Raw genomic sequence first — 18,682 nt, 5'->3', positions numbered from 1 at the left:
TTCCTCACGCTCCGATCCGGACGACGATCTTGCCGGTGGTACGCCCGGCGGCCAGGTCCTGCAGGGCGGCGGGCGCCCCGTCCAGCGGCTCGACCCGGTTGACCGGCGGCCGGACGGCGCCCGAGGCGCACAGCGCGAACAGCGTCGCGTAGGCGGCGGCGACCTCGGCCGGCCGCTGCCAGGGATAGGCCGAGCCCCACGAGAGGCCGACGAGGGTCGCGTTGCGGGCCACCAGGCGCATCGGGTCGACCGCCGGCGGCGGCCCGGCCGCGGCGCCCACGGCGACGATCCGCCCCTCGAGGGCGAGGCAGTCCAGCGAGCGGGCGAACACGTCGCCGCCGACGGGGTCGACGACGACGTCCACGCCCGTTCCGCCGGTCGCGGCGTCGACGGCCGCGACGAAGTCCTCGGCGTGGTAGTCGATCGCGACGTCGGCGCCGTTGGCGCGGCACAGCTCGACCTTCGCCGGGCCGCCGGCGGTGCAGATCACCCGGGCGCCGCGGGCGAGCGCGAGCTGGGTGGCCGCGACGCCGACCCCGCCGGCCCCGGCGTGCACCAGCACGGTGTCCCCGGCGGACACCCCGGCGCGCTCCAGGCTGAACCACGCGGTCTGGTACGTCACCGGGATCCCGGCGGCGATCACCGGGTCGAGCGCGGCGGGCCGCGGCACGAGCAGGTTCGCGTCGATGGTGACGATCTCGCCGAGGGCGCCGTGCGGCAGCGCCGGGCAGCCGATCACCGCGCGGCCGGCGTCCGGCCCGCTCAGCACCCGGCCGCTGAACTCGACCCCGGGCGTGACCGGAGGCTCCGGCCGCACCGGGTAGGTCCCGCGGCACAGCATGACGTCGAGGAAGTTGAGGCCGACCGCCTCGACCGCGACACGCACCCGGCCCGGGCCGGGCTCCGGGTCGTCCGGCACGTCGGCGACGGCGAGCACGTCGAGCGGCTCGCCGTCGCGGTGGGCGACGAGGCGCTTCACGGCCGCACCAGCTCCGCGTGGTGGTGGACGATCCGCCAGCCGTCGCCGGTGCGGCGCAGCACGTCGGTGACGCGCGTGACCGACACCTGCTCCGGCCGCTGGTCCTCGGCGCGGGCGTGCAGCTCGTAGCGGGCCACCCCGACGTCGCCCCACACGTCGATGCGCTTGCCCCGGGCGACCAGCTCGGCCAGCAACGGCCGGCGCCCGGCGGCGTCGCGCCGGTCGCGGTACTCGTCCAGCTCGGCCCGGGTGCGCAGCGGCCCGGGCAGGTGCGACTCCCAGGTGGTGACGTCCGGGTCGAGGTGGGCGTCGAAGCGGCCCCGGTCCCCGGCGAGGAACGCCGCGTACATGTCGTCGATCGCGGCGGAGATCTCGCCGGCCGTCTCGGGAGCCGGCTCGGCGGCCGGCTCGGGGCGCGCCGTCACGGTCGCACTCCCGACCGGTCGTCGCGCACCACGGCGCCCCCCTGCATCACCCACCGCACACCGCGGAAGGCCGAGGTGTCGGCGGCCGGGTCGCGGTCCATCGCGATCAGGTCCGCGAGCTTGCCCGGCTCGACCGTGCCCAGGTCCTGCTCGGCCCGCAGCCAGCGCACCGGCCCGAGCGTGCCGGCGTAGAGCGCCCGCTCGGGCCCGATGACGGCCGACATGTGCTCCAGCTCGCGGACGGTGGCGTTGGTGCCCTCGAACGGCCAGAACGGCGGCATGTCGCTGCCCAGCAGCACCTCCACCCCGGCGGCGACGGCCATGGCGAAGCTCTCCAGGTGCCGCTCGCCCGCGCCGAGCGAGCGCCGCTGCATCCAGTCGGGCACGCCGAGCTCGTCGAAGAACTCCTTGCACCGGGTGACGAGCAGGGTCGGCACGAGGGCGGTGCCGCGTTCGGCCATGAGTGCGGCCAGTTCCGCGGTCAGCTCGTAGCCGTGCTCGACACAGTCGAGGCCCAGTTCCACCGCCTCGGTGATGACCGGCGCCGGGCCGGCATGGGCGGTGACCCGCCGCCCCCAGTCGTGCGCGGTCTGCAGTACCGCCGCCAGCTCGTCGGGATGCAACTGGCGGGTGTCGATCGACTCGTGCCGGCCGGCGATGCCGCCGGAGATCATCACCTTGATCAGGTCGGCGCCGGCCCTGACCTGCTGGCGTACCCCGCGCCGGAACCCGTCGACGCCGTCGCACTCGAGAGTGTCGCTGCTCTCGTGGCCGTGGCCGCCGGTGCACACCAGGGCCTGACCGGCGGTGAAGATCCGCGGTCCGGGCGTGCGGCCGGCCTCGATCGAGCGGCGCAGCGCGAAGTCGGCGTGGTCCTTCTCGGCGACGCACCGGACCGTTGTCACTCCACAGTGGAGGGTACGGCGGGCGCCGTCGGCCATGTACAGCGCGAGCTCGTGCGGGCCCATCCGCTTGAGCCGGTCGCCGGCCGCGCCGGGCAGGGTGAGCGACAGGTGGGTGTGCATGTTGGCCAGGCCCGGGGTGAGCCAGGCGCCGTCGAGGTCGATGCGGGTCGCGTCGCCGCCGGCCTCGGCCAGCACCCGCTCGCGGGGGCCGACGGCGGCGATCCGCTCGCCGACCACCCAGACGGCGGCGTCCTCGACCGGCTGGATGCGCCCGTCGACGACCGTGCAGTTCTCCAGCAGCAGGCTCATCGGAATACCTCCGTGGAAACCCCCGGCTTCAGCCGTGAGAAGGAAACGGAACCCCTGTGGGGCAGGGCAGGGAAACTCGACCGCAGCCAAGGCGGATCGGCGTATACGCGCGTGTCACGGCAAGGTTCATCAATAAGCCTGCTAGGTTGTGGGCTGTGTCCAGGGCTGTGAAGCGGGCGTTCAAGTACCGCTTCTACCCGAGCCCCGCCCAAGCCGCCGAGCTTGCCCGCACGTTCGGGTGCGTCCGGCTGGTCTACAACATGGCGTTGCAAGCCCGTACCGAGGCGTGGACACTGCGCGAGGAACGGGTCGGCTACAACGCCACCTCGGCCATGCTCACCGCCTGGAAGCAGACCGACGATCTGGCGTTCCTTAACGAGGTCTCGTCCGTGCCGTTGCAGCAGGCGTTGCGGCATCTGCAGGCGGCGTTCACCAACTTTTGGGCCAAAAGCGCCAAATACCCGACGTTCAAGTCCAAGAAACGCTCGCGGCGCTCGGCGGAGTACACCACCAGCGCGTTCCGGTGGCGCGACGGCCGGTTGACCCTGGCGAAGATGGCCGAGCCCCTGGACATCGTGTGGTCGCGGCCGCTGCCCGAGGGCGCCTCGCCGTCCACGGTTACCGTGTCGCAGGACGCCGCCGGCCGCTGGTTCGTGTCCCTGCTCTGCGACGACGTCATCGACCAAACGCCGGCCACCGGCGCCGTCGGCATCGACGCCGGGCTCGACAGCCTCCTCACCCTCTCCACCGGCGAAAAGATCACCAACCCCCGCCACGAGCGGGCCGACCGTGCACGGCTGGCCCGCGCCCAGCGCAACCTCGCCAGGAAGGAGCAGGGCTCCGTAAACTGGGCCAAGGCCCGGCTGCAGGTGGCCCGCGTCCACGCCCGGATCACCGATCGGCGCCGCGACCACCTGAACAAACTGACCACTCGGCTCGTTCGTGAGAACCAAACGATCGTGATCGAGGACCTGACCGTGCGCAACATGGTCACCAACCACAGCCTGGCCCGCGCAATCTCCGACGCGGCCTGGCGGCAGTTGCGCACCATGCTGGAGTACAAGGCCGGCTGGCACGGCCGGAACCTGGTCGTCGTGGACCGCTGGTTCCCGTCGTCCAGGCTGTGCTCGGTCTGCGGTGCTCTCGCTGAGCCGATGCCGCTGCACATGCGGTCGTGGACCTGCCGATGCGGGCAGACCCACGACCGTGACGTCAACGCGGCCCGCAACATCCTCGCGGAGGGGCTCTCCGTGATCGCCTGTGGAGGCGGTGTAAGACCTCAACGGGAGTCCTCTCGGACGGGGCAGTCGTCGGTGAAGCAGGAAACCCAGCGGGCGACCGCCGGAACCCCCCGCCTTTAGGCGTGGGGAGGATGTCAAGGTTCCACTCCGTAGATCGTGCGGGCGGCGTCGGCGGAGACGTAGCCGTCGGCCACGTCCTCACGGACCGCGTCCGGATGGCGCAGGGCGGGGTCCCCGTGTCCCCCGCCTCCGGCGGTTAGCACCGTCACCCGGTCGCCGGCCGCGACGGTCGTGCGCCTGGTGCTCACGGCGCGCTCCCGCGCGGTGCCGGGGAAGACCACGACGCGGTTGGCCTCCGGGGCAGCGCCGCCGTCGCTCGCCCAGGGCCGGGACCTGGTCTTCTTGATCACCGACAGGAACTCGCCCGGGGTCACGAACCGGATGTCCCGGCGCAGCCCGGGCCCGCCGCGGAACCGGCCGGCCCCGCCCGAGTCGGTGCGGATCTCCATCCGCTCGAAGAACATGCCGGTCTTCGCCTCCAGCACCTCGACCGGCGTGATCCGGGCCTGGGTCTGACACGGGTGGTTGGCCGGTCCGATGCCGTCGTGGTCGGGCGTCCCGCCCCAGCCGACCGGCTCGTTGTTGGACACCGCGAACAGCGAACCGGTGTCCGGGTGGACGCCGACCATCATGAACCCGGGCACGTCGCCGCCCGACGAGGCCGGCAGCCGGCCGCTCATGCCCTGCGCCAGCGCCTTGTAGATCAGCTCCAGCGCGACGGTGCCGGTCCACTGGGTGAACGTCGCGGCCGGGTAGACGGCGTGGAAGAGCGTGCCCGGCTCGGCGCGGACGACCAGCGGCGCGAAGTGGCCGGCGTTCGTCTGCTCGGTCGGCGTGGTGATCGCCTTGAACGCCACCCGGCAGGTGGCGATCGTCGCGCCGAGGGGCAGGTTGACCGGGCCCGGCACGGCCGGCGACGAGCCGGCGAAGTCGACGGTGAACGTGCCGCCGGCGATCGTCACGGTGACCCGCATCAGGATCGGGTCGTCGGTGATCCCGTCGTCGTCGAGCCAGTCCTCGGCCGTCCACGAGCCCTGCGGCAGGGCGTCGACGGCCTCCCGGGCGGACTGCTCGGCGGCGGCGACGACGGCGTCGACCACCGCGCCCACCGTTGCCCGGCCGTAGGTGCCGAACAGCTCGGCGACCCGCCGCTCGCCGGTGCGCAGGCACGCCACCTGGGCGTGCAGGTCGCCGAGCACCGCGTCGGGCATGCGCGAGTTGAAGCGGATCAGCTCGAGGATCTCCCGGACCGGCTCGCCACCCGCGAACACGCGGGTGCCCGGGAACAGCAGGCCCTCCTGGTGTACGTCGGTGGAGTCGAGCACGTAGCCGGGGTCCTTGGCGCCGAGGTCCATCCAGTGGGCCCGGACGCAGAGGAAGGCCACCAACTCGTCGCCGACGAACACGGGCGCGAACAGCGTCGCGTCGTAGGCGTGCGCGGCGTTCCAGTACGGGTAGTTGAGCAGCACGACGTCGCCCGGTCGCAGCGTGTCCCGGCCGACGTACGCCACGCCCTTGCGGATCGAGTAGTCGTTGGCGCCGAGGAAGCGCGACAGGCCCGTCGACTCGGCGACCAGGCGCAGGCCGGCGTCGTAGATCGAGATGCCGAAGTCGTGGACCTCGTAGATGACCGGGTTGAACGCGGTGCGCACGAGCGCGGCACGCATCTCCTCGGCCGCGGCCACGAGGTAGCTGCGCACCACCTCGGCGGTGGCGCCGTCGACCTCAGGCATCGTCGACCCCGTAGACCTCGCGGGCCTGCTCCGCCGACACGTACCCCTCGGCGACGTCCTCGCGCACCAGGTCCGGGTCGCGCTCGCGCGGGTCGCCGTGCCCGCCGCCACCGGCGGTCAGCAGCGTGACCCGGTCGCCGGCGGCGACGACGGTGCGCTTGGTGCTGACCGACTGTTCCCGGTCGGTACCCGGGAAGATGATCACCCGGTTCGCCTCCGGGGACCGCCCGCCGTCCAGCGCCCACGGCCGGGACCTGGTCTTCTTGATGACCGACAGGAACTCCCCCGGCGTGACGAACCGGATGTCCCGGTGCAGGCCCGCCCCGCCGCGGAACCGGCCGGCCCCGCCCGAGTCGGTGCGCATCTCCATCCGCTCGAAGAACATGCCGGTCTTCGCCTCCAGCACCTCGATCGGCGTGATCCGCCCGGTGCTGCCGGAGACGTGGGTGGCGGCGTTCATGCCGTCGTGGTGCGCCGTGCCGCCCCAGCCGACCGGCTCGTTGTTGGACACCGCGAACAGCGATCCGGTGTCGGGGTGGATGCCGACCATCATGAACCCGGGCACGTCGCCGCCCGACGAGGCCGGCAGCCGGTCGGGCATGCCCTGCGCGAGCGCCTTGAGGATCAGCTCGACCGCGACGATGCCGGTCCAGAGCGTGAACGTCGGCTGCGGGTAGACGGCGTGGAACAGCGTGCCGGGCTCCGCCTTCACCACCAGCGGCGCGACGGTGCCGGCGTTGGAGGGCTGGTCGGCCGACGTCAGCGACTTGAGGATGACCTTGCAGATCGCCTCGGTCGCGCCGTAGGGCATGTTGACCGGCCCGGCCACGGCCGGCGACGACCCGGCGAAGTCGACCGTGAACGCCCCGTCGGCGATCGTGACGGTCACGTTCATCCGGATCGGCTCGTCGGTGATCCCGTCGTCGTCGAGCACGTCCTCGGCGGTCCAGGAGCCCTGCGGCAGCGCGGCCAGGGCCGAGCGGGTGCGGGCGGCGCCGTCGGCGATCATCCGCTCGACCGTCGCCTCGACGGTCGGCCGGCCGAACTTCTCGACGATCTCCAGCAGCCGGCGCTCGCCGGTGCGCAGCGCGGCGATCTGGGCGTGCAGGTCGCCCATCACCTCGTCGGGCATGCGCGAGTTGAACCGGATCAGCTCGTGGATCTCGCGGACCGGCTCGCCGCGCGACACCACCTTGGTGCCCGGGAAGAGGATGCCTTCCTGGTGTACGTCGGTGGAGTCGAGCACGTAGCCCGGGTCCTTGGCGCCGAGGTCCATCCAGTGCGCGCGGACGCAGAGGAAGCCCAGCAGCGGCCCGCCGGGCTCGAACACCGGGGCGAACAGCGTCGCGTCGTAGGCGTGCGCGGCGTTCCAGTACGGGTAGTTGAGCAGCACGACGTCACCCGGGTGCAGGTTCTCCCGCCCGACGTACTCCACGCCCTTGGCGAGCGAGAAGTCGTTGGCGCCGAGGAAGAACGTCAGCCCGGTCGCCTCGGCCACCAGGCGCAGGTCGGCGTCGTACAGCGAGAGCCCGAAGTCGTGGACCTCGTAGATGACCGGGTTGAACGAGGTGCGGATGAGCGTCGCGCGCATCTCCTCGGCCGCGGCGAGCAGGTAGGAGCGCACGACCTCGGCGGTGGCGCCGTCCAGCTGGGTTCGCTCCGAACCGGTCATGCCGCACGCACCAGCAGGTAGCCGTGCGCGTCGACCGACACCCGCTGGCCCGAGGGGACCACCGTCGTCGACGTGCCCTCGTCGACCAGGGCCGGGCCGTCGAACGCGTCGCCCGGCGCGAGCAGCGCCCGGTCGTAGACGTCGAACGGCACGACCGCGCGGGCGCCGAAGTCGAACGCGTCCCGGCGCCCGAGCAGGGCCCGGGCCGGATCACCGTCGCCCGGCGGCGGCTCGACCAGCGTCGGGCTCGCCGTGCGGCCCACCGCGCGCAGCCGCAGGTTCAGGATCTGCAGGCGGTTGGCCATCGCGTGGCCGTACCGGGCCGTGTGCAGCTCCTGGAAGGCGGCGCGCACGCCGTCGGGGTCGAGGGTGTCGCGCCCGATCGTGACCGTGAGGCTGTGCTCCTGCCCGAGGTAGCGCAGCTCCAGCTGCCGCTGCAGGACCGCCAGCTCGGCGGGCACGCCCTGCGCGCTCAGCGAGGCCAGCGCCTCGGCCTCGACCTCGGCGAAGGTCGCCTCGACCGCGGCCGGCTCGACCTCGTCGAGCGGCGTCATGAGGGTACGGCTGAAGTTGTCCTCGATGTCGGCGCTGAGCATGCCCCACGCCGAGAAGCCCGACGGCGCGAACGGCACGATGACCTCGGCGATGCCCATCTCCCGGGCGAGCAGCGGCGCCAGCAGCGGCCCGGCGCCGCCGAAGGCGAGCAGCGAGAACTGCCGCGGGTCGCGGCCGCGCTCGACGGTGATCTGGCGGACCGCGCCGACGGTGCGCGCGAGCAGCACGTCGAAGATGCCCGCGGCCGCGGCCTCGACCGCCAGCCCGAGCGGCGCGGCCACCTGCTCGTCGAGGGCCTTGCGGGCCGCGTCGGCCTGCAGCCCCATCTCGCCGCCGAGGAACCGGTCGGGGTCGACGAAGCCGAGCGCGACGGCCGCGTCGGTGACCGTCGGGCGGGTGCCGCCGCGGCCGTAGCAGACCGGGCCCGGGTCGGCGCCGGCGCTCTGCGGGCCGACCTTGAGCAGCCCCCGGTCGAGCCAGGCGATCGAGCCGCCGCCGGCGCCGATGGTGCGGATGTCGTACGTCGGGATCAGCAGCGGGAAGTGCTCCAGCTGCGCCTCGTGGGCGGCGACCGCGCTGCCCTGCTCGATGACGCACGCGTCGAGCGAGGTGCCCCCGATGTCGAAGGTGAGGAGGCTGTCGCGGCCCAGCGCGCCGGCGAGGTACGCGGCGCCGACGATGCCGCCGGCCGGTCCGCTGAGGACGGTGTGGGTCGGCGAGCGCTTGGCCGCCTCGCTGGTCATCGACCCGCCACCGGAGCGCATGATGAGGAAGCGCCCGGCGAAGCCGCCGTCGGCCAGCCCCCGCTCCAGCTCGTCGACGTAGCGCTCGAAGATCGGGCGGATGTACGCCTCCAGCACGGTGGTGCTGGTGCGTTCGTACTCGCGGTACTCCCGCGCGATGTCGGTCGACAGCGAGAGGCTGACGTCGGGGTACCGCTCGCGGATGAGAGCCGCCGCGGCGCGCTCGTGCGACGGGTCGAGGAACGCGTGCAGGAAGCAGATGGCGATCGACCGCACGCCCTGCACCTCGACCAGCTCGCGGGCCGCGGCCAGCACCGACTCGGCGTCGAGCTCCTCGACCACCCGGCCCTTGTAGTCCAGGCGCCCCCGCACGCCCGCCGTGTGCCGGCGCTTCACCAGGCTCGGCGGGCGTTCGTACTGGAAGTCGTACATGTGGTCGGACGGGACGTTGCCGCGCCCGATCAGGAACACGTCCCGGAAGCCCTCGTTGGTGATGATGCCGGTCGCCGCGCCACGGCGCTCCAGCACCGCGTTGAGGCCCAGCGTCGTGCCGTGGATGAACAGCTCGACGTCGGACAGGTCCGTGCCGAGCGCGGCCACCGCGGCGAGCACGCCGTCGGCCGGGCGGGCGGGGGTCGTCGACGCCTTGCGGAACCGTACCCGGTTGGTCCGGGTGTCCAGCTCCATCGCGTCGACGAACGTGCCGCCGATGTCGACGGCCAGCCTGAGGCTCACACCAACTCTCCGATCTCCGGCACCCGCCAGCAGGCGGCCCGGCTCTCCCCGTACTGCTGCAACTGCTGGTCCTCGCCGCGGCACCGGTCGGTGACGAACGGGCACCGGGCGGCGAGGGCGCACCCGGCCGTCGCGTCGGCCTCCTCCAGATCGCGCACCAGGGCGACGCCGCGCGACAGCAACGCCCGCGTGTAGGGGTGCCGCGGCCGCGCGAAGACCTCCCCGACCGGCCCCTCCTCGACGATCCGGCCGAGGTAGAGCACGACGACCCGGTCGGCGAACCCGCGGACGGTGGCCAGGTCGTGCGAGATGAACACCGAGCCGTGCGAGCGGTCCGCGGCGACCTCGTCGATCACCGCGAGAATCTGCGCCTGCACGGTCACGTCCAGCGCCGACGTCGGCTCGTCGAAGACGATCAGGTCCGGCTCGGCGACGAGCGCGCGGGCGATGCCGACCCGCTGCGCCTGGCCGCCGCTCAGCTCGTGCGGCCGCCGGGCGAGGATCGAGCGGTCCAGCTCCATCCGGTCGAGCACGGCGGCCGCCCGGCCGGCCCGCTCGGCCGCGGGAACGCCGAGCGCGCGCAGCGGTTCGCCGATCGCGTCCTCGACGGTCCGGCGCGGGCTGAGCGAGCCGACCGGGTCCTGGAAGACCAGCGAGCTGCGGGCGGCCGTGACGCTGCCGCGGGTCGGCTTGGCCAGTCCCACGATGAGCCGGGCGAGGGTGGACTTGCCGCACCCGCTCTCGCCGACGACGCCGATCCGCTCGCCCTTGGCGACGGTGAGGCTGACCCCGCGCAGTGCGTGGTGCCCGCCCCGGCCGAACCGGCTCTTGTAGACCACGTGCGCGTCGTCCACGACGAGCACGGGCTCGGCGCCGGCGGCCGGGGCGGGCCGCCGGGCGGGGATGCCGACCGTGACGTCGGTCGCCTGGCCCGCCTCGACGGCGTCGTGCAGCGGGTGGAAGCAGGCCGCCGTCCACTGCCGGCCCTGCTGCGCCGGCCGCGGGCGGGCGGTGCGGCAGTCGTCCTCGGCGTGCGCGCAGCGGGGCGCGAAGGGGCACGCGGCCGGGGCCTCGCGCAGCAGCGGCATCGCGCCCGGCGTCACCACCACGGGCCGGCCGTCGAGGTCGGGCACCGAGCGCAGCAGGGCCCGGGTGTACGGGTGCGCCGGCGCGGTCAGCACCTGCCGGGCCGGGCCGGTCTCGACGACGGTGCCGGCGTAGAGGACCACGATGCGGTCGCACACGGCCGCGATCGCGTTGATGTCGTGGGAGACCAGCAGCACGCCGCGGCCGTCGGAGTCGGCGGCGTGGCGGAACTGGCGCAGGATCTCGGCGGTCAGCGTGACGTCGAGGCCGGTGGTCGGCTCGTCGGCGATGAGCAGACGCGGCGCGCACCCGGTGGCGAGCGAGATCATCACCCGCTGCGCCATGCCGCCGGACAGCTCGTGCGGGTAGGCGCCGAGGCGACGGCGGGCGCTGCGGATGCCGACCGCCTCGAACAGCTCCAGCGCCGACTTGCGGGCCCGCTCGTCGTCCATCTCCTGGTGGGTCCGGAGCCGGTCGATCAGCTGCCGCCCCGCGGTCCGGGTCGGGCTGAGCGCGCCGCGCGGATTCTGGAAGCACATCGCGGCGCCGTGGCCGCGGTGGTGGGCCAGCCGCTCGGGGGACATGGCCAGCACGTCGATGCCGTCGAAGCCGACCCGGCCGGTGGCCACCGAGCCGGTGGGCAGCATGCCGACGATCGCCCGGCCGACCATGCTCTTGCCGCCGCCGCTCTCCCCGACCAGCCCGACGACCTCGCCGGCGTCGACGGCGAACGAGACGTCACTGAGCGCGGCGACGCGGCCGCCGATGACGACGGAGAGGTTGTCGATCGAAAGCAGGCTCACGTGCGGCTCCTCACCGTCGGACCCGGTCGGCGCGCTCCTGCAGGCCCTCGCCGAGAAGGCTGAAGCCCAGGACGCAGACGAGCAGTGCGATGCCGGGCGGCACCGAGGTCCACCACCGGCCGGCGACCACGTCGCCGGTGCCGAGGCTGATCATGGCGCCCCACTCGGCGTCGGGCACCGGGATGCCCAGCCCGAGGAACGACAGGCCGGCCAGGGTGAGCATCGCCCAGCCGCAGTTGAGCGGGGCGATCACCCGCACCGGCGTGATGCTGTTCGGCAGCACGTGCCGCCACAGCAGCCCGATCGTCGAGGCGCCGGAGGTGCGCGCGGCGTCAACGTAGGTCAGGTCGCGGATCGTGCGGACCTCGGCGCGCACCAGGCGGGCGTAGGCGGGCGCGTTCACCAGCGCGATCGCGACGGTCAGGTTGACCGGCCCGCTGCCCAGCAGGGCGGCGACGGCGAGCGCCAGGATGAACGTGGGGAACGCCTGGAAGATGTCGGTCAGGCGCATCAGGACGTCGTCGAGCCAGCCGCCGAAGTAGCCGGCGACGACGCCGAGGACGCTGCCCAGCACGACGGCGACGGCGACCGCGGCGATCGCGATGCCGAGGTCGACGCGGCCCGCGTACAGCAGCCGGCTCCACACGTCCATGCCGTTGACGTCGGTGCCGAACAGGTGCGCGCCGCCGGGCTCGGCGAGGGTGGGTGCGGCCGTGTCGATCTCGTTCGGCCCCCACGCGGTGAGCAGCGGGCCGAGCAGCACGGCCAGCGCGACGACGGCCAGGATCCCGGCGCCGGTCGCCACCAGGACGGTACCGAAGCGGCCGTCGCGGTTCTCCCGGCGCCGGCCGCTGCGCAGCAGCGACATCAGATCCTCACCCTCGGGTCGAGCATGGCGTGCACGACGTCGGCGATCAGGAACACCACGACGTAGAGGAACGCGATCACCAGCACCGACGCCTGCACCACCGGGTAGTCGCGGTAGAGCAGGCCGCGCAGCGCCCACTGGCCGAAGCCCTGCCAGGAGTAGACGTACTCGATGAGCACCGTCGAGCCGATGGAGAAGCCGAAGACGAGGGCGGCCAGCGACGGCAGGCGCACCAGCGCCGCCCGCACCAGGTAGCCGCGGCGCAGCAGCCGGCCGGGCAGCCCGTGGGCCTCGGCCGCCGCGTAGGGCTCCGAGCGCAGCACCTCCAGGGCCGACGCGCGCACGCTGCGCAGCAGCGGGGCCACGATCACGATGACGAGCGTGAGCACCGGCAGCGCCAGGTGCCACAGCGCCGAGGTCAGCGCCGGCATGTTGCCGGTCAGCAGGGCGTCGAGCGCGTCGGCGCCGGTGATCGGGGTGAGGTCGGTGTCCGGGTCGACGCGGCCGCTCGGCGCCGGGAACCAGCCCAGGCCGGCGTAGCCGACGAGGATCAGCACCAGGCCGAGCCAAAACTCCGGCATCGAGTTGCCGATCAGCGCGAGCACCCGGATGCCGTGGTCGCCGGCCCGGTTCGCGTGCCGGGCCGACCACAGCCCGACGACGGTGGCGATCACCACGGCGATCGCCACCGCCAGCACGACCAGCTCCATGGTGGGGCCGATCCGCAGCGCCATCTCGCCGGCGACCGCCTGTCCACTCTGGATGGACGTGCCGAAGTCCCCGGTGAACAGGCCGCCGAGGTAGTCGGTGAACTGGCGCCACAGCGGCCGGTCGAGGCCGAACCGGGCCCGCGCCGCCGCCTCGTCGGCGGCGGTCGCGTTGGGCCCGAGAATGGTCCGGATCGGGTCGCCGGGCAGCACCCGGACCAGCAGGAATGTCAGCACGACCACCCCGAGCAGGACCGGAATGAGCTGGAGCAGCCGGCGGGCGACGAACCGGAGGACGCGCATCTACGCCGACGCACCCAGGTAGCGCAGGCGGGCCAGGCCGTCCATCGGCTGCACCCAGCCGGCCACCGACTCGCGTACCGGCAGGTTGAAGTTGGGCTGGCAGATCACCACCCACGGCACGTCCTCGGCCATGACCTCCTGCACCTGTGCCCAGAGCTGGTTGCGCGCGCCGGTGTCCACGGTGGTGTGCGACTGCTGGTAGATCTGCTCGATCTTCGGGTTGGTGTAGTTGGCGTAGTTGAGGTTGGCGCCCTGGACGAAGCTCGTCGCCAGCATGTACTCCACGTCGTTGACCCACAGCTGGCCGGACGTGATCTGCAGCGGGATGTTCTTCTTCCCGCGCCGGTCGGCGAGCGTCGCCGGGTCGAGCGGGGTCAGCTTGAGCTCGATGCCGGCCTTGCGGGCCTCGCTCTGCACCAGCACCGCGATCTGCTGCTGCTCGTCGTTGTCGGTCTGGAAGACCAGTTCCGAGGTGATCGACGGCTTGCCCGACGCGGCGAGCGCCGCCTTGGCCTTGTCGATGTCGTACGTGTACGGGTACCCCTTCTCGGAGTATCCCGGCATGTCCAGCGGCACGACGCTCTTCGTCGGCCGGGCGTCGCCGCCGTAGACGTTCTTGATGATCTGCTCGTACGGCGTGGCGTAGGCCAGCGCCTTGCGCACGTTCACGTCGTCGAACGGCGCGGTGGTCGTCGACATCTGGATGGCGACCTGCGAGTTGCTGGCCGCCGAGAGCACCGCGATGCCGGCGGCGCTCTTGAGGTCCTTGATGTCGCGCGGGCTCGCGCCCAGCGCGATGTCGATGTCCCCGGCCTGCAACTGCAGCCGCTGGTTGGCGGCGGCCGGGACGACCGAGATGCGGATCGTCTTGGTCTTGGCCGGGTCCGGGCCCGGGTAGGCGTCGTTCGCGGTGAGCTCGATCTCCTGGCCCTGGGTGGCCTTGGTGACGTTGAAGTAGCCGCCGGTGGGCGGGTTCTTCGCGAACCACTCCTTGGCCCACGGGTCCGCGTCGGTGGCGTGCTTCTTCGCCTCGACGGAGTCGAAGACGTACAGCGAGATGGCCTGGATCTGCTTGGTCAGCGCGCTCGGGAACTCCTGGTGGAACTCGACCGTGTAGTCGTCGACCACGACGACCTGCTCGGCCTTGGTGAGGCCGATCGTGCGGTAGATGCCGGCAACGTTGGCCTTGGCGGCGAACGCCCGGTCCTTCGACCACTTCACGTCGGCGGCCTTGAGCTCGTTGCCGCTGGGGAACTTGACGCCCTTGCGCAGCTTGAGCGTCCACACCTTCTTCTCGGCGTCCGGCTCGAAGGACTCGGCGAACGTCGGCATGACGTTCTCGGTGTCGAGGATCCGGCTGCCGCCGACGGTCTTCACGCCGTAGTCGATCATGTATGGGAAGACGTTCTTGTACAGCATCAGGGCGGTCAGGTCGAAGCCGACGAAGTCCTGGTCCCAGCTGCTGATGTAGCTGGACACCGCGATCTTCAGGGTCGACGACTTGGCGCCGCCGGAGGCTGACGACGAAGGGTTGTTCTTGCTGCCGCTCGCGCAGGCGCCGGTGGCGAGCAGGAGCGCGCCCACGCCGCCGAGCTGGAGTACGGAGCGGCGGGAGAGAAGGGGAGAGTCTGCCATGTTCACTCCTCTGTTAGCCCGACCTGCTCGATGTTCTATCAGGCGCGAGTTCAGTGAACAAGATGCGTCTCGCAGTGAACAGGAAAGATACTGCTCATGGCGGCACTGTCCGGCCGTACGGGGGATGCCGCGGATCGGGTTTGTTCACGGGATTTCACAAGTACGAAACCGCGGTCTGAGCGGCCCGGAAACGGGGCCGGGCCGTGCGACGACGTCGTCGCACGGCCCGGTGTCCGCCTGCCCGCGGGCGGCCCGTCAGCGCCCGAGGAACCGCAGCGCGTTGGCCCCCAGCAGCTTCGCCCGCTGGCCCTCGTCCAGGAAGCCGGCCCGGTCGACCACCGCGCCGACCGGCCGCTCGCCCAGGGGATACGGGTAGTCGCTGCCGACCATGACCCGGTCCTCCCCCAGCGTCTCGACCAGCAGCCGCAGGGCGGCCGGGTCGAACACGACGGAGTCGACCGAGAAGCGGTCGACGTAGTGCGACGGCGGTTGGGCCGAGCGGCCCCGGACCACGTCGCCACGGCGGTGCCAGGCGTTCTCGGCCCGCCCGAGCCAGAAGGCGAAGCTGCCGCCGCCGTGCGCGAAGCAGATCCGCAGCGACGGCGGTACCGCGTCGAAGACGCCGCCGAGGATCATCGCCACGATCGACAGGTGGGTCTCGGCGGGCATGCCGGTCAGCCAGCGGGCCATCCACCGGTCCAGGCGCGGACCGGCCGGCATGTCCCACGGGTGCACGAACACCGGCGCGCCGACCGCCGCGCAGTGCTGCAGGAACGACACGATGCCCGGATCGTCGAGGTCACGCTCGCCGACGTGGTTGCCGATCTCGACGCCGACGTGCCCGTTGGCCAGGCAGCGGTCGAGCTCGACGCAGGCCGCGTCCGGGTCCTGCAGCGGCACCTGGCAGAACGGCACGAACCGGCCCGCGCCCTCGGCGGCCAGCTTCAGCGTCAGGTCGTTGAAGATCCGGGCGACCTTGACCGCCTGGCTCGCCGGGCGGTCGTAGGAGAAGAACACCGGCGTCGGGGAGATCACCTGCAGGTCGACGCCGTCGGCGTCCATGTCCTCCAGGCGCGTCGGCGCGTCCCACGCCGGCGGGCCGATCGGCCGGAACTCGGTGGACCCCACCATGATCATCGCAGCGCGCTCGGAGTCGACGCGCAGCCACGGCCACCCGGTGCCGCCGCACTCGGCCGCGAGATCCGGCCAGCCGAACGGCACCAGGTGGGTGTGGACGTCGACCCTCATCCCTTACCCGGGTGCACGGTGCCGCACCGCGTGCAGGTCCGCGCCTGCTCGTCCTCGTAGAACGCCTGGAACACGGGTGGCAGGTCGACCACGATGTCACGCACCTGCAGCTCGACCTCGTGCACCTTGTTCCCGCAGGACGGGCAGTACCACTGGAACTTCTCCAGGGTCCCTTCCTCGCGCACCCGCTCCACCACGATGCCGATCGAGCCGGCCTCACGCTGCGGCGAGTGGGGCATGTTGCCGGGCAGCAGCCACATCCCGCCCTCCTTGATGTGCACCGTGTCCGGGCCCTCGGGCGTGATGACGTCGAGGTGCATGCTGCCCTTGATCTGGTAGAAGAACTCCTCGTACGGGTCGACGTGGAAGTCGGTGCGCTGGTTGGGCCCCCCGACGACCATCACGATGAAGTCCGAGCCGGTCGGGAACAGCTGCTTGTTGCCGACCGGCGGCTTGAGCAGGTGCTGGTTCTCGGCGAGCCAGTCGGGAAAGCTCACCGGGGACATGTCAGTCATCTCCACCTCCACGGGGGATCAGCGCGACGGCCTGGATCTCGATCAGCAAATGCGGGTGCGGCAGCTGGTGCACCGCCACGGTGGTGCGGGCCGGCCCGGTCTCGTCGAAGAACTCGCCGTAGACCTCGTTGTAGCCGCCGAAGTCGTTCATGTTCACGAGGTACGTGGTCACCTGCACCACGTCGGCGAGCGACGCGCCGACCGCGGCGAGGATGCCGTCGATGTTGCGCAGCACGGCCCGGGTCTGCTCGCGGATGTCGAGGCTCGTCGTGCCCATCGCGTCCACCGACGCCCCGGCGATGCTGTTGTCGGGCCGGCGCGACGACGTGCCGGAGACGAACGCGAACCCGCCCGCGACCCTCACGTGCGGGAAGCGGCCGCGCGGCCGGGCCGCGCCCTCGACGATCACGACAGCGCCCGCAGGGAGGCGGTGCCGAGGCCCTCGACGACCGCGCGCACGTGGGCACCGGGCGCCAGCGGCACCGCCGCCGTCGCGGCGCCGGCGAGCAGCACCCAGCCGTCCTCCAGCGGTACACCCGCCGAGGAGGCCAGCGTGGCCGCGGCCGTCAGAGCCCGGCGGGGGTCGCCCAGGATGGCGGCCGTGGAGCCGATCTGGGCGACCCGCCCGTCGACCTCCAGCAGCACGCCCAGGTTGTCCAGGCCGGCCGGCAGCGGTTGCCAGGCGCCGACGACGAACCCGGCCGCCGAGGTGTTGTCGGCGATCACGTCGGGCAGCGTGAACCTGAAGTCGGCGTAGCGCGAGTCGATCAGCTCCAGCGCGGGCGCGACCGCGGTGGCGTTGCCGTCGGCGTCGAGGCGGAAGGCCACCTCCGGCTCGACGCGGGGGTGGATGTACCGGCCGGCGTCGACCGTGCCGCCGTCCTCGATCCGCATCGCGTCGGTGAGCCGGCCCCAGATCACCTGGTCGACGCCGACCTGCACCATCTTGGCCCGGCTGGTCAGGCCCAGCTTGAGGCCGGCGAGCCGCTCGCCGCGGTGCATCCGCAGCGCCACGAGCGCCGCCTGGATGCGGTACGCCTGGTCGGCGTCGGCGCCGCTCTGCGAGACCACCTGGGGGATCGCCGTGCGGGTCCGCTCGGCCTCGTCGAGCCGCTCTGCCAGGTCTGCCAGGTCTGCGCCGCTCATCCGCGCTCCTTCACCAGGTCGAGGGCGACGTCGACGATCATGTCCTCCTGGCCGCCGACCATCCGCCGGCGGCCCAGCTCCACCAGGATGTCCCGCACGTCCACGCCGAAGCGTTCCGAGGCCCGCTCGGCGTGCCGCAGGAAGCTGGAGTAGACCCCGGCGTAGCCCAGCGAGAGGGTCTCCCGGTCGACCCGCACGGGACGGTCCTGCAGCGGCCGCACCAGGTCCTCGGCCGCGTCCATGAGCGCGAACGTGTCGCAGCCGTGCTCCCAGCCCATCAGGTCGGCGACCGCCACGAACACCTCCAGCGGCGCGTTGCCGGCGCCGGCGCCCTGCCCGGCGAGGGAGGCGTCGACCCGCACGGTGCCGTGCTCGACGGCGACGACGCTGTTGGCGACGCCGAACGACAGGTTGTGGTGGGCGTGGATGCCGATCTGGGTGGCCGGGTCGAGCACCTGGCGGTAGGCGTCCACGCGCTCGGCGACGTCGCGCATGAGCAGCCGGCCGCCGGAGTCGGTGACGTAGACGCAGTGCGCGCCGTAGGACTCCATCAGCCTGGCCTGCTCGGCCAGCGCCGCCGGCGGGCTCATGTGCGACATCATCAGGAAGCCGGAGACGTCCATGCCGTGCTCCCGCGCCCAGCCGATGTGCTGGGCGGCGATGTCGGCCTCCGTGCAGTGGGTGGCGATCCGCACGCTGGTGACCCCGAGGTCCCGGGCCTGCTCGAGGTCGGCGATGGTGCCGATCCCCGGCAGCAGCAGCGTGGTCAGCCGCGCGTCGGTGATCGCCTCGGCGGCCGCCGCGATCCACTCGGCGTCGGTGGCGGCGCCGCGGCCGTAGTTGACGCTCGACCCGGCCAGGCCGTCGCCGTGCGCGACCTCGATGGCGTCGACCCCGGCCGCGTCGAGCGCGGCGGCGATCGTGCGCACCTGCTCGACGGTGTACCGGTGCGCGATGGCGTGCATGCCGTCGCGCAGCGTCACGTCCTGGATGTACAGCCGCTCGGTCATGCGA

The 18,682-nt window shown here is 72.6% G+C and carries 16 protein-coding genes; 1 reads left to right on the top strand and 15 read right to left on the bottom strand.

Annotated features, from left to right (window positions below):
• Positions 1–4: 4 nt before the first annotated feature.
• From IEZ31_RS25110 to IEZ31_RS25100, 3 genes are read right to left on the bottom strand one after another with little or no spacing between them, the layout of a single operon-like run.
• Entirely contained in the window at positions 5–979 is a 975-nt protein-coding gene (locus IEZ31_RS25110) for a zinc-binding dehydrogenase (protein ID WP_190252418.1), read from the bottom strand.
• Complete coding sequence (locus tag IEZ31_RS25105) at positions 976–1,404, bottom strand: nuclear transport factor 2 family protein (RefSeq protein WP_229835819.1); 429 nt, start codon at positions 1,402–1,404, stop codon at positions 976–978. Before IEZ31_RS25105 ends, IEZ31_RS25110 begins: the two co-directional genes overlap by 4 nt.
• Positions 1,401–2,618 (bottom strand): amidohydrolase family protein, encoded by a 1,218-nt coding sequence (locus tag IEZ31_RS25100; RefSeq protein WP_190252417.1) that lies wholly within the window; start codon positions 2,616–2,618, stop codon positions 1,401–1,403. The genes IEZ31_RS25105 and IEZ31_RS25100 overlap by 4 nt, the downstream gene beginning before the upstream one ends.
• A gap of 56 nt (positions 2,619–2,674) precedes the next feature.
• On the opposite strand from IEZ31_RS25100, the gene IEZ31_RS25095 reads away from it, so the two are divergent.
• Positions 2,675–3,979, top strand: coding sequence for an RNA-guided endonuclease InsQ/TnpB family protein (locus tag IEZ31_RS25095; RefSeq protein WP_229835818.1), 1,305 nt, complete (start codon positions 2,675–2,677; stop codon positions 3,977–3,979).
• A 14-nt stretch (positions 3,980–3,993) separates the two neighbouring features.
• Here IEZ31_RS25095 and IEZ31_RS25090 read toward each other — a convergent pair whose 3' ends face one another.
• The 12 genes from IEZ31_RS25090 to dmpG form a co-directional block, all read right to left on the bottom strand.
• Positions 3,994–5,652, bottom strand: a complete 1,659-nt coding sequence (locus tag IEZ31_RS25090; protein ID WP_190252416.1) for a hydantoinase B/oxoprolinase family protein — start codon at positions 5,650–5,652, stop codon at positions 3,994–3,996.
• Positions 5,645–7,324, bottom strand: a complete 1,680-nt coding sequence (locus IEZ31_RS25085) for a hydantoinase B/oxoprolinase family protein (RefSeq protein WP_190252415.1) — start codon at positions 7,322–7,324, stop codon at positions 5,645–5,647. Before IEZ31_RS25085 ends, IEZ31_RS25090 begins: the two co-directional genes overlap by 8 nt.
• On the bottom strand, positions 7,321–9,357 hold the full coding sequence (locus IEZ31_RS25080; RefSeq protein WP_190252414.1) for a hydantoinase/oxoprolinase family protein: 2,037 nt from the start codon (positions 9,355–9,357) through the stop codon (positions 7,321–7,323). Before IEZ31_RS25080 ends, IEZ31_RS25085 begins: the two co-directional genes overlap by 4 nt.
• A complete protein-coding gene (locus IEZ31_RS25075; RefSeq protein WP_229835817.1) occupies positions 9,354–11,246 on the bottom strand; it encodes a dipeptide ABC transporter ATP-binding protein in 1,893 nt (630 codons plus the stop codon). The genes IEZ31_RS25080 and IEZ31_RS25075 overlap by 4 nt, the downstream gene beginning before the upstream one ends.
• A 10-nt stretch (positions 11,247–11,256) precedes the next feature.
• The gene (locus tag IEZ31_RS25070) at positions 11,257–12,114 is read right to left on the bottom strand and encodes an ABC transporter permease (protein WP_190252413.1); all 858 of its coding nucleotides are present in this window, start codon (positions 12,112–12,114) and stop codon (positions 11,257–11,259) included.
• A complete protein-coding gene (locus IEZ31_RS25065; RefSeq protein ID WP_190252412.1) occupies positions 12,114–13,124 on the bottom strand; it encodes an ABC transporter permease in 1,011 nt (336 codons plus the stop codon). Before IEZ31_RS25065 ends, IEZ31_RS25070 begins: the two co-directional genes overlap by 1 nt.
• On the bottom strand, positions 13,125–14,759 hold the full coding sequence (locus IEZ31_RS25060) for an ABC transporter substrate-binding protein (protein ID WP_190252411.1): 1,635 nt from the start codon (positions 14,757–14,759) through the stop codon (positions 13,125–13,127).
• A 255-nt stretch (positions 14,760–15,014) separates the two neighbouring features.
• Positions 15,015–16,007 carry an amidohydrolase family protein gene (locus IEZ31_RS25055; protein ID WP_190252410.1) on the bottom strand — a complete coding sequence of 331 codons (993 nt, stop codon included), beginning with the start codon at positions 16,005–16,007 and terminating at the stop codon, positions 15,015–15,017.
• Positions 16,004–16,522, bottom strand: coding sequence for a 3-hydroxyanthranilate 3,4-dioxygenase (locus IEZ31_RS25050; protein ID WP_190252409.1), 519 nt, complete (start codon positions 16,520–16,522; stop codon positions 16,004–16,006). Before IEZ31_RS25050 ends, IEZ31_RS25055 begins: the two co-directional genes overlap by 4 nt.
• Positions 16,515–16,928 carry a RidA family protein gene (locus tag IEZ31_RS25045; protein WP_190252457.1) on the bottom strand — a complete coding sequence of 138 codons (414 nt, stop codon included), beginning with the start codon at positions 16,926–16,928 and terminating at the stop codon, positions 16,515–16,517. Before IEZ31_RS25045 ends, IEZ31_RS25050 begins: the two co-directional genes overlap by 8 nt.
• A complete protein-coding gene (locus IEZ31_RS25040; RefSeq protein WP_190252408.1) occupies positions 16,928–17,668 on the bottom strand; it encodes a 2-keto-4-pentenoate hydratase in 741 nt (246 codons plus the stop codon). Before IEZ31_RS25040 ends, IEZ31_RS25045 begins: the two co-directional genes overlap by 1 nt.
• A complete protein-coding gene (dmpG, locus tag IEZ31_RS25035; RefSeq protein WP_190252407.1) occupies positions 17,665–18,678 on the bottom strand; it encodes a 4-hydroxy-2-oxovalerate aldolase in 1,014 nt (337 codons plus the stop codon). Before dmpG ends, IEZ31_RS25040 begins: the two co-directional genes overlap by 4 nt.
• Between the last annotated feature and the right edge of the window lie 4 nt (positions 18,679–18,682).

It is taken from the genome of Dactylosporangium sucinum, assembly GCF_014647515.1.
In the GTDB taxonomy this organism is placed as follows: domain Bacteria; phylum Actinomycetota; class Actinomycetes; order Mycobacteriales; family Micromonosporaceae; genus Dactylosporangium; species Dactylosporangium sucinum.
The sequence above is the reverse complement of the archived record's forward strand: the minus strand, read 5'-3'. Positions and strand labels throughout refer to the sequence as shown.

What these genes read in the sequence shown, in the direction of transcription:
- dmpG (WP_190252407.1), bottom strand. Translation starts at nt 18,678, where the DNA reads ATGACCGAGCGGCTGTACATCCAGGACGTGACGCTGCGCGACGGCATG.
- IEZ31_RS25100 (WP_190252417.1), bottom strand. Translation starts at nt 2,618, where the DNA reads ATGAGCCTGCTGCTGGAGAACTGCACGGTCGTCGACGGGCGCATCCAG.
- IEZ31_RS25065 (WP_190252412.1), bottom strand. Translation starts at nt 13,124, where the DNA reads ATGCGCGTCCTCCGGTTCGTCGCCCGCCGGCTGCTCCAGCTCATTCCG.
- IEZ31_RS25055 (WP_190252410.1), bottom strand. Translation starts at nt 16,007, where the DNA reads ATGAGGGTCGACGTCCACACCCACCTGGTGCCGTTCGGCTGGCCGGAT.
- IEZ31_RS25060 (WP_190252411.1), bottom strand. Translation starts at nt 14,759, where the DNA reads ATGGCAGACTCTCCCCTTCTCTCCCGCCGCTCCGTACTCCAGCTCGGC.
- IEZ31_RS25085 (WP_190252415.1), bottom strand. Translation starts at nt 7,324, where the DNA reads ATGACCGGTTCGGAGCGAACCCAGCTGGACGGCGCCACCGCCGAGGTC.
- IEZ31_RS25040 (WP_190252408.1), bottom strand. Translation starts at nt 17,668, where the DNA reads ATGAGCGGCGCAGACCTGGCAGACCTGGCAGAGCGGCTCGACGAGGCC.
- IEZ31_RS25090 (WP_190252416.1), bottom strand. Translation starts at nt 5,652, where the DNA reads ATGCCTGAGGTCGACGGCGCCACCGCCGAGGTGGTGCGCAGCTACCTC.
- IEZ31_RS25050 (WP_190252409.1), bottom strand. Translation starts at nt 16,522, where the DNA reads ATGACTGACATGTCCCCGGTGAGCTTTCCCGACTGGCTCGCCGAGAAC.
- IEZ31_RS25070 (WP_190252413.1), bottom strand. Translation starts at nt 12,114, where the DNA reads ATGTCGCTGCTGCGCAGCGGCCGGCGCCGGGAGAACCGCGACGGCCGC.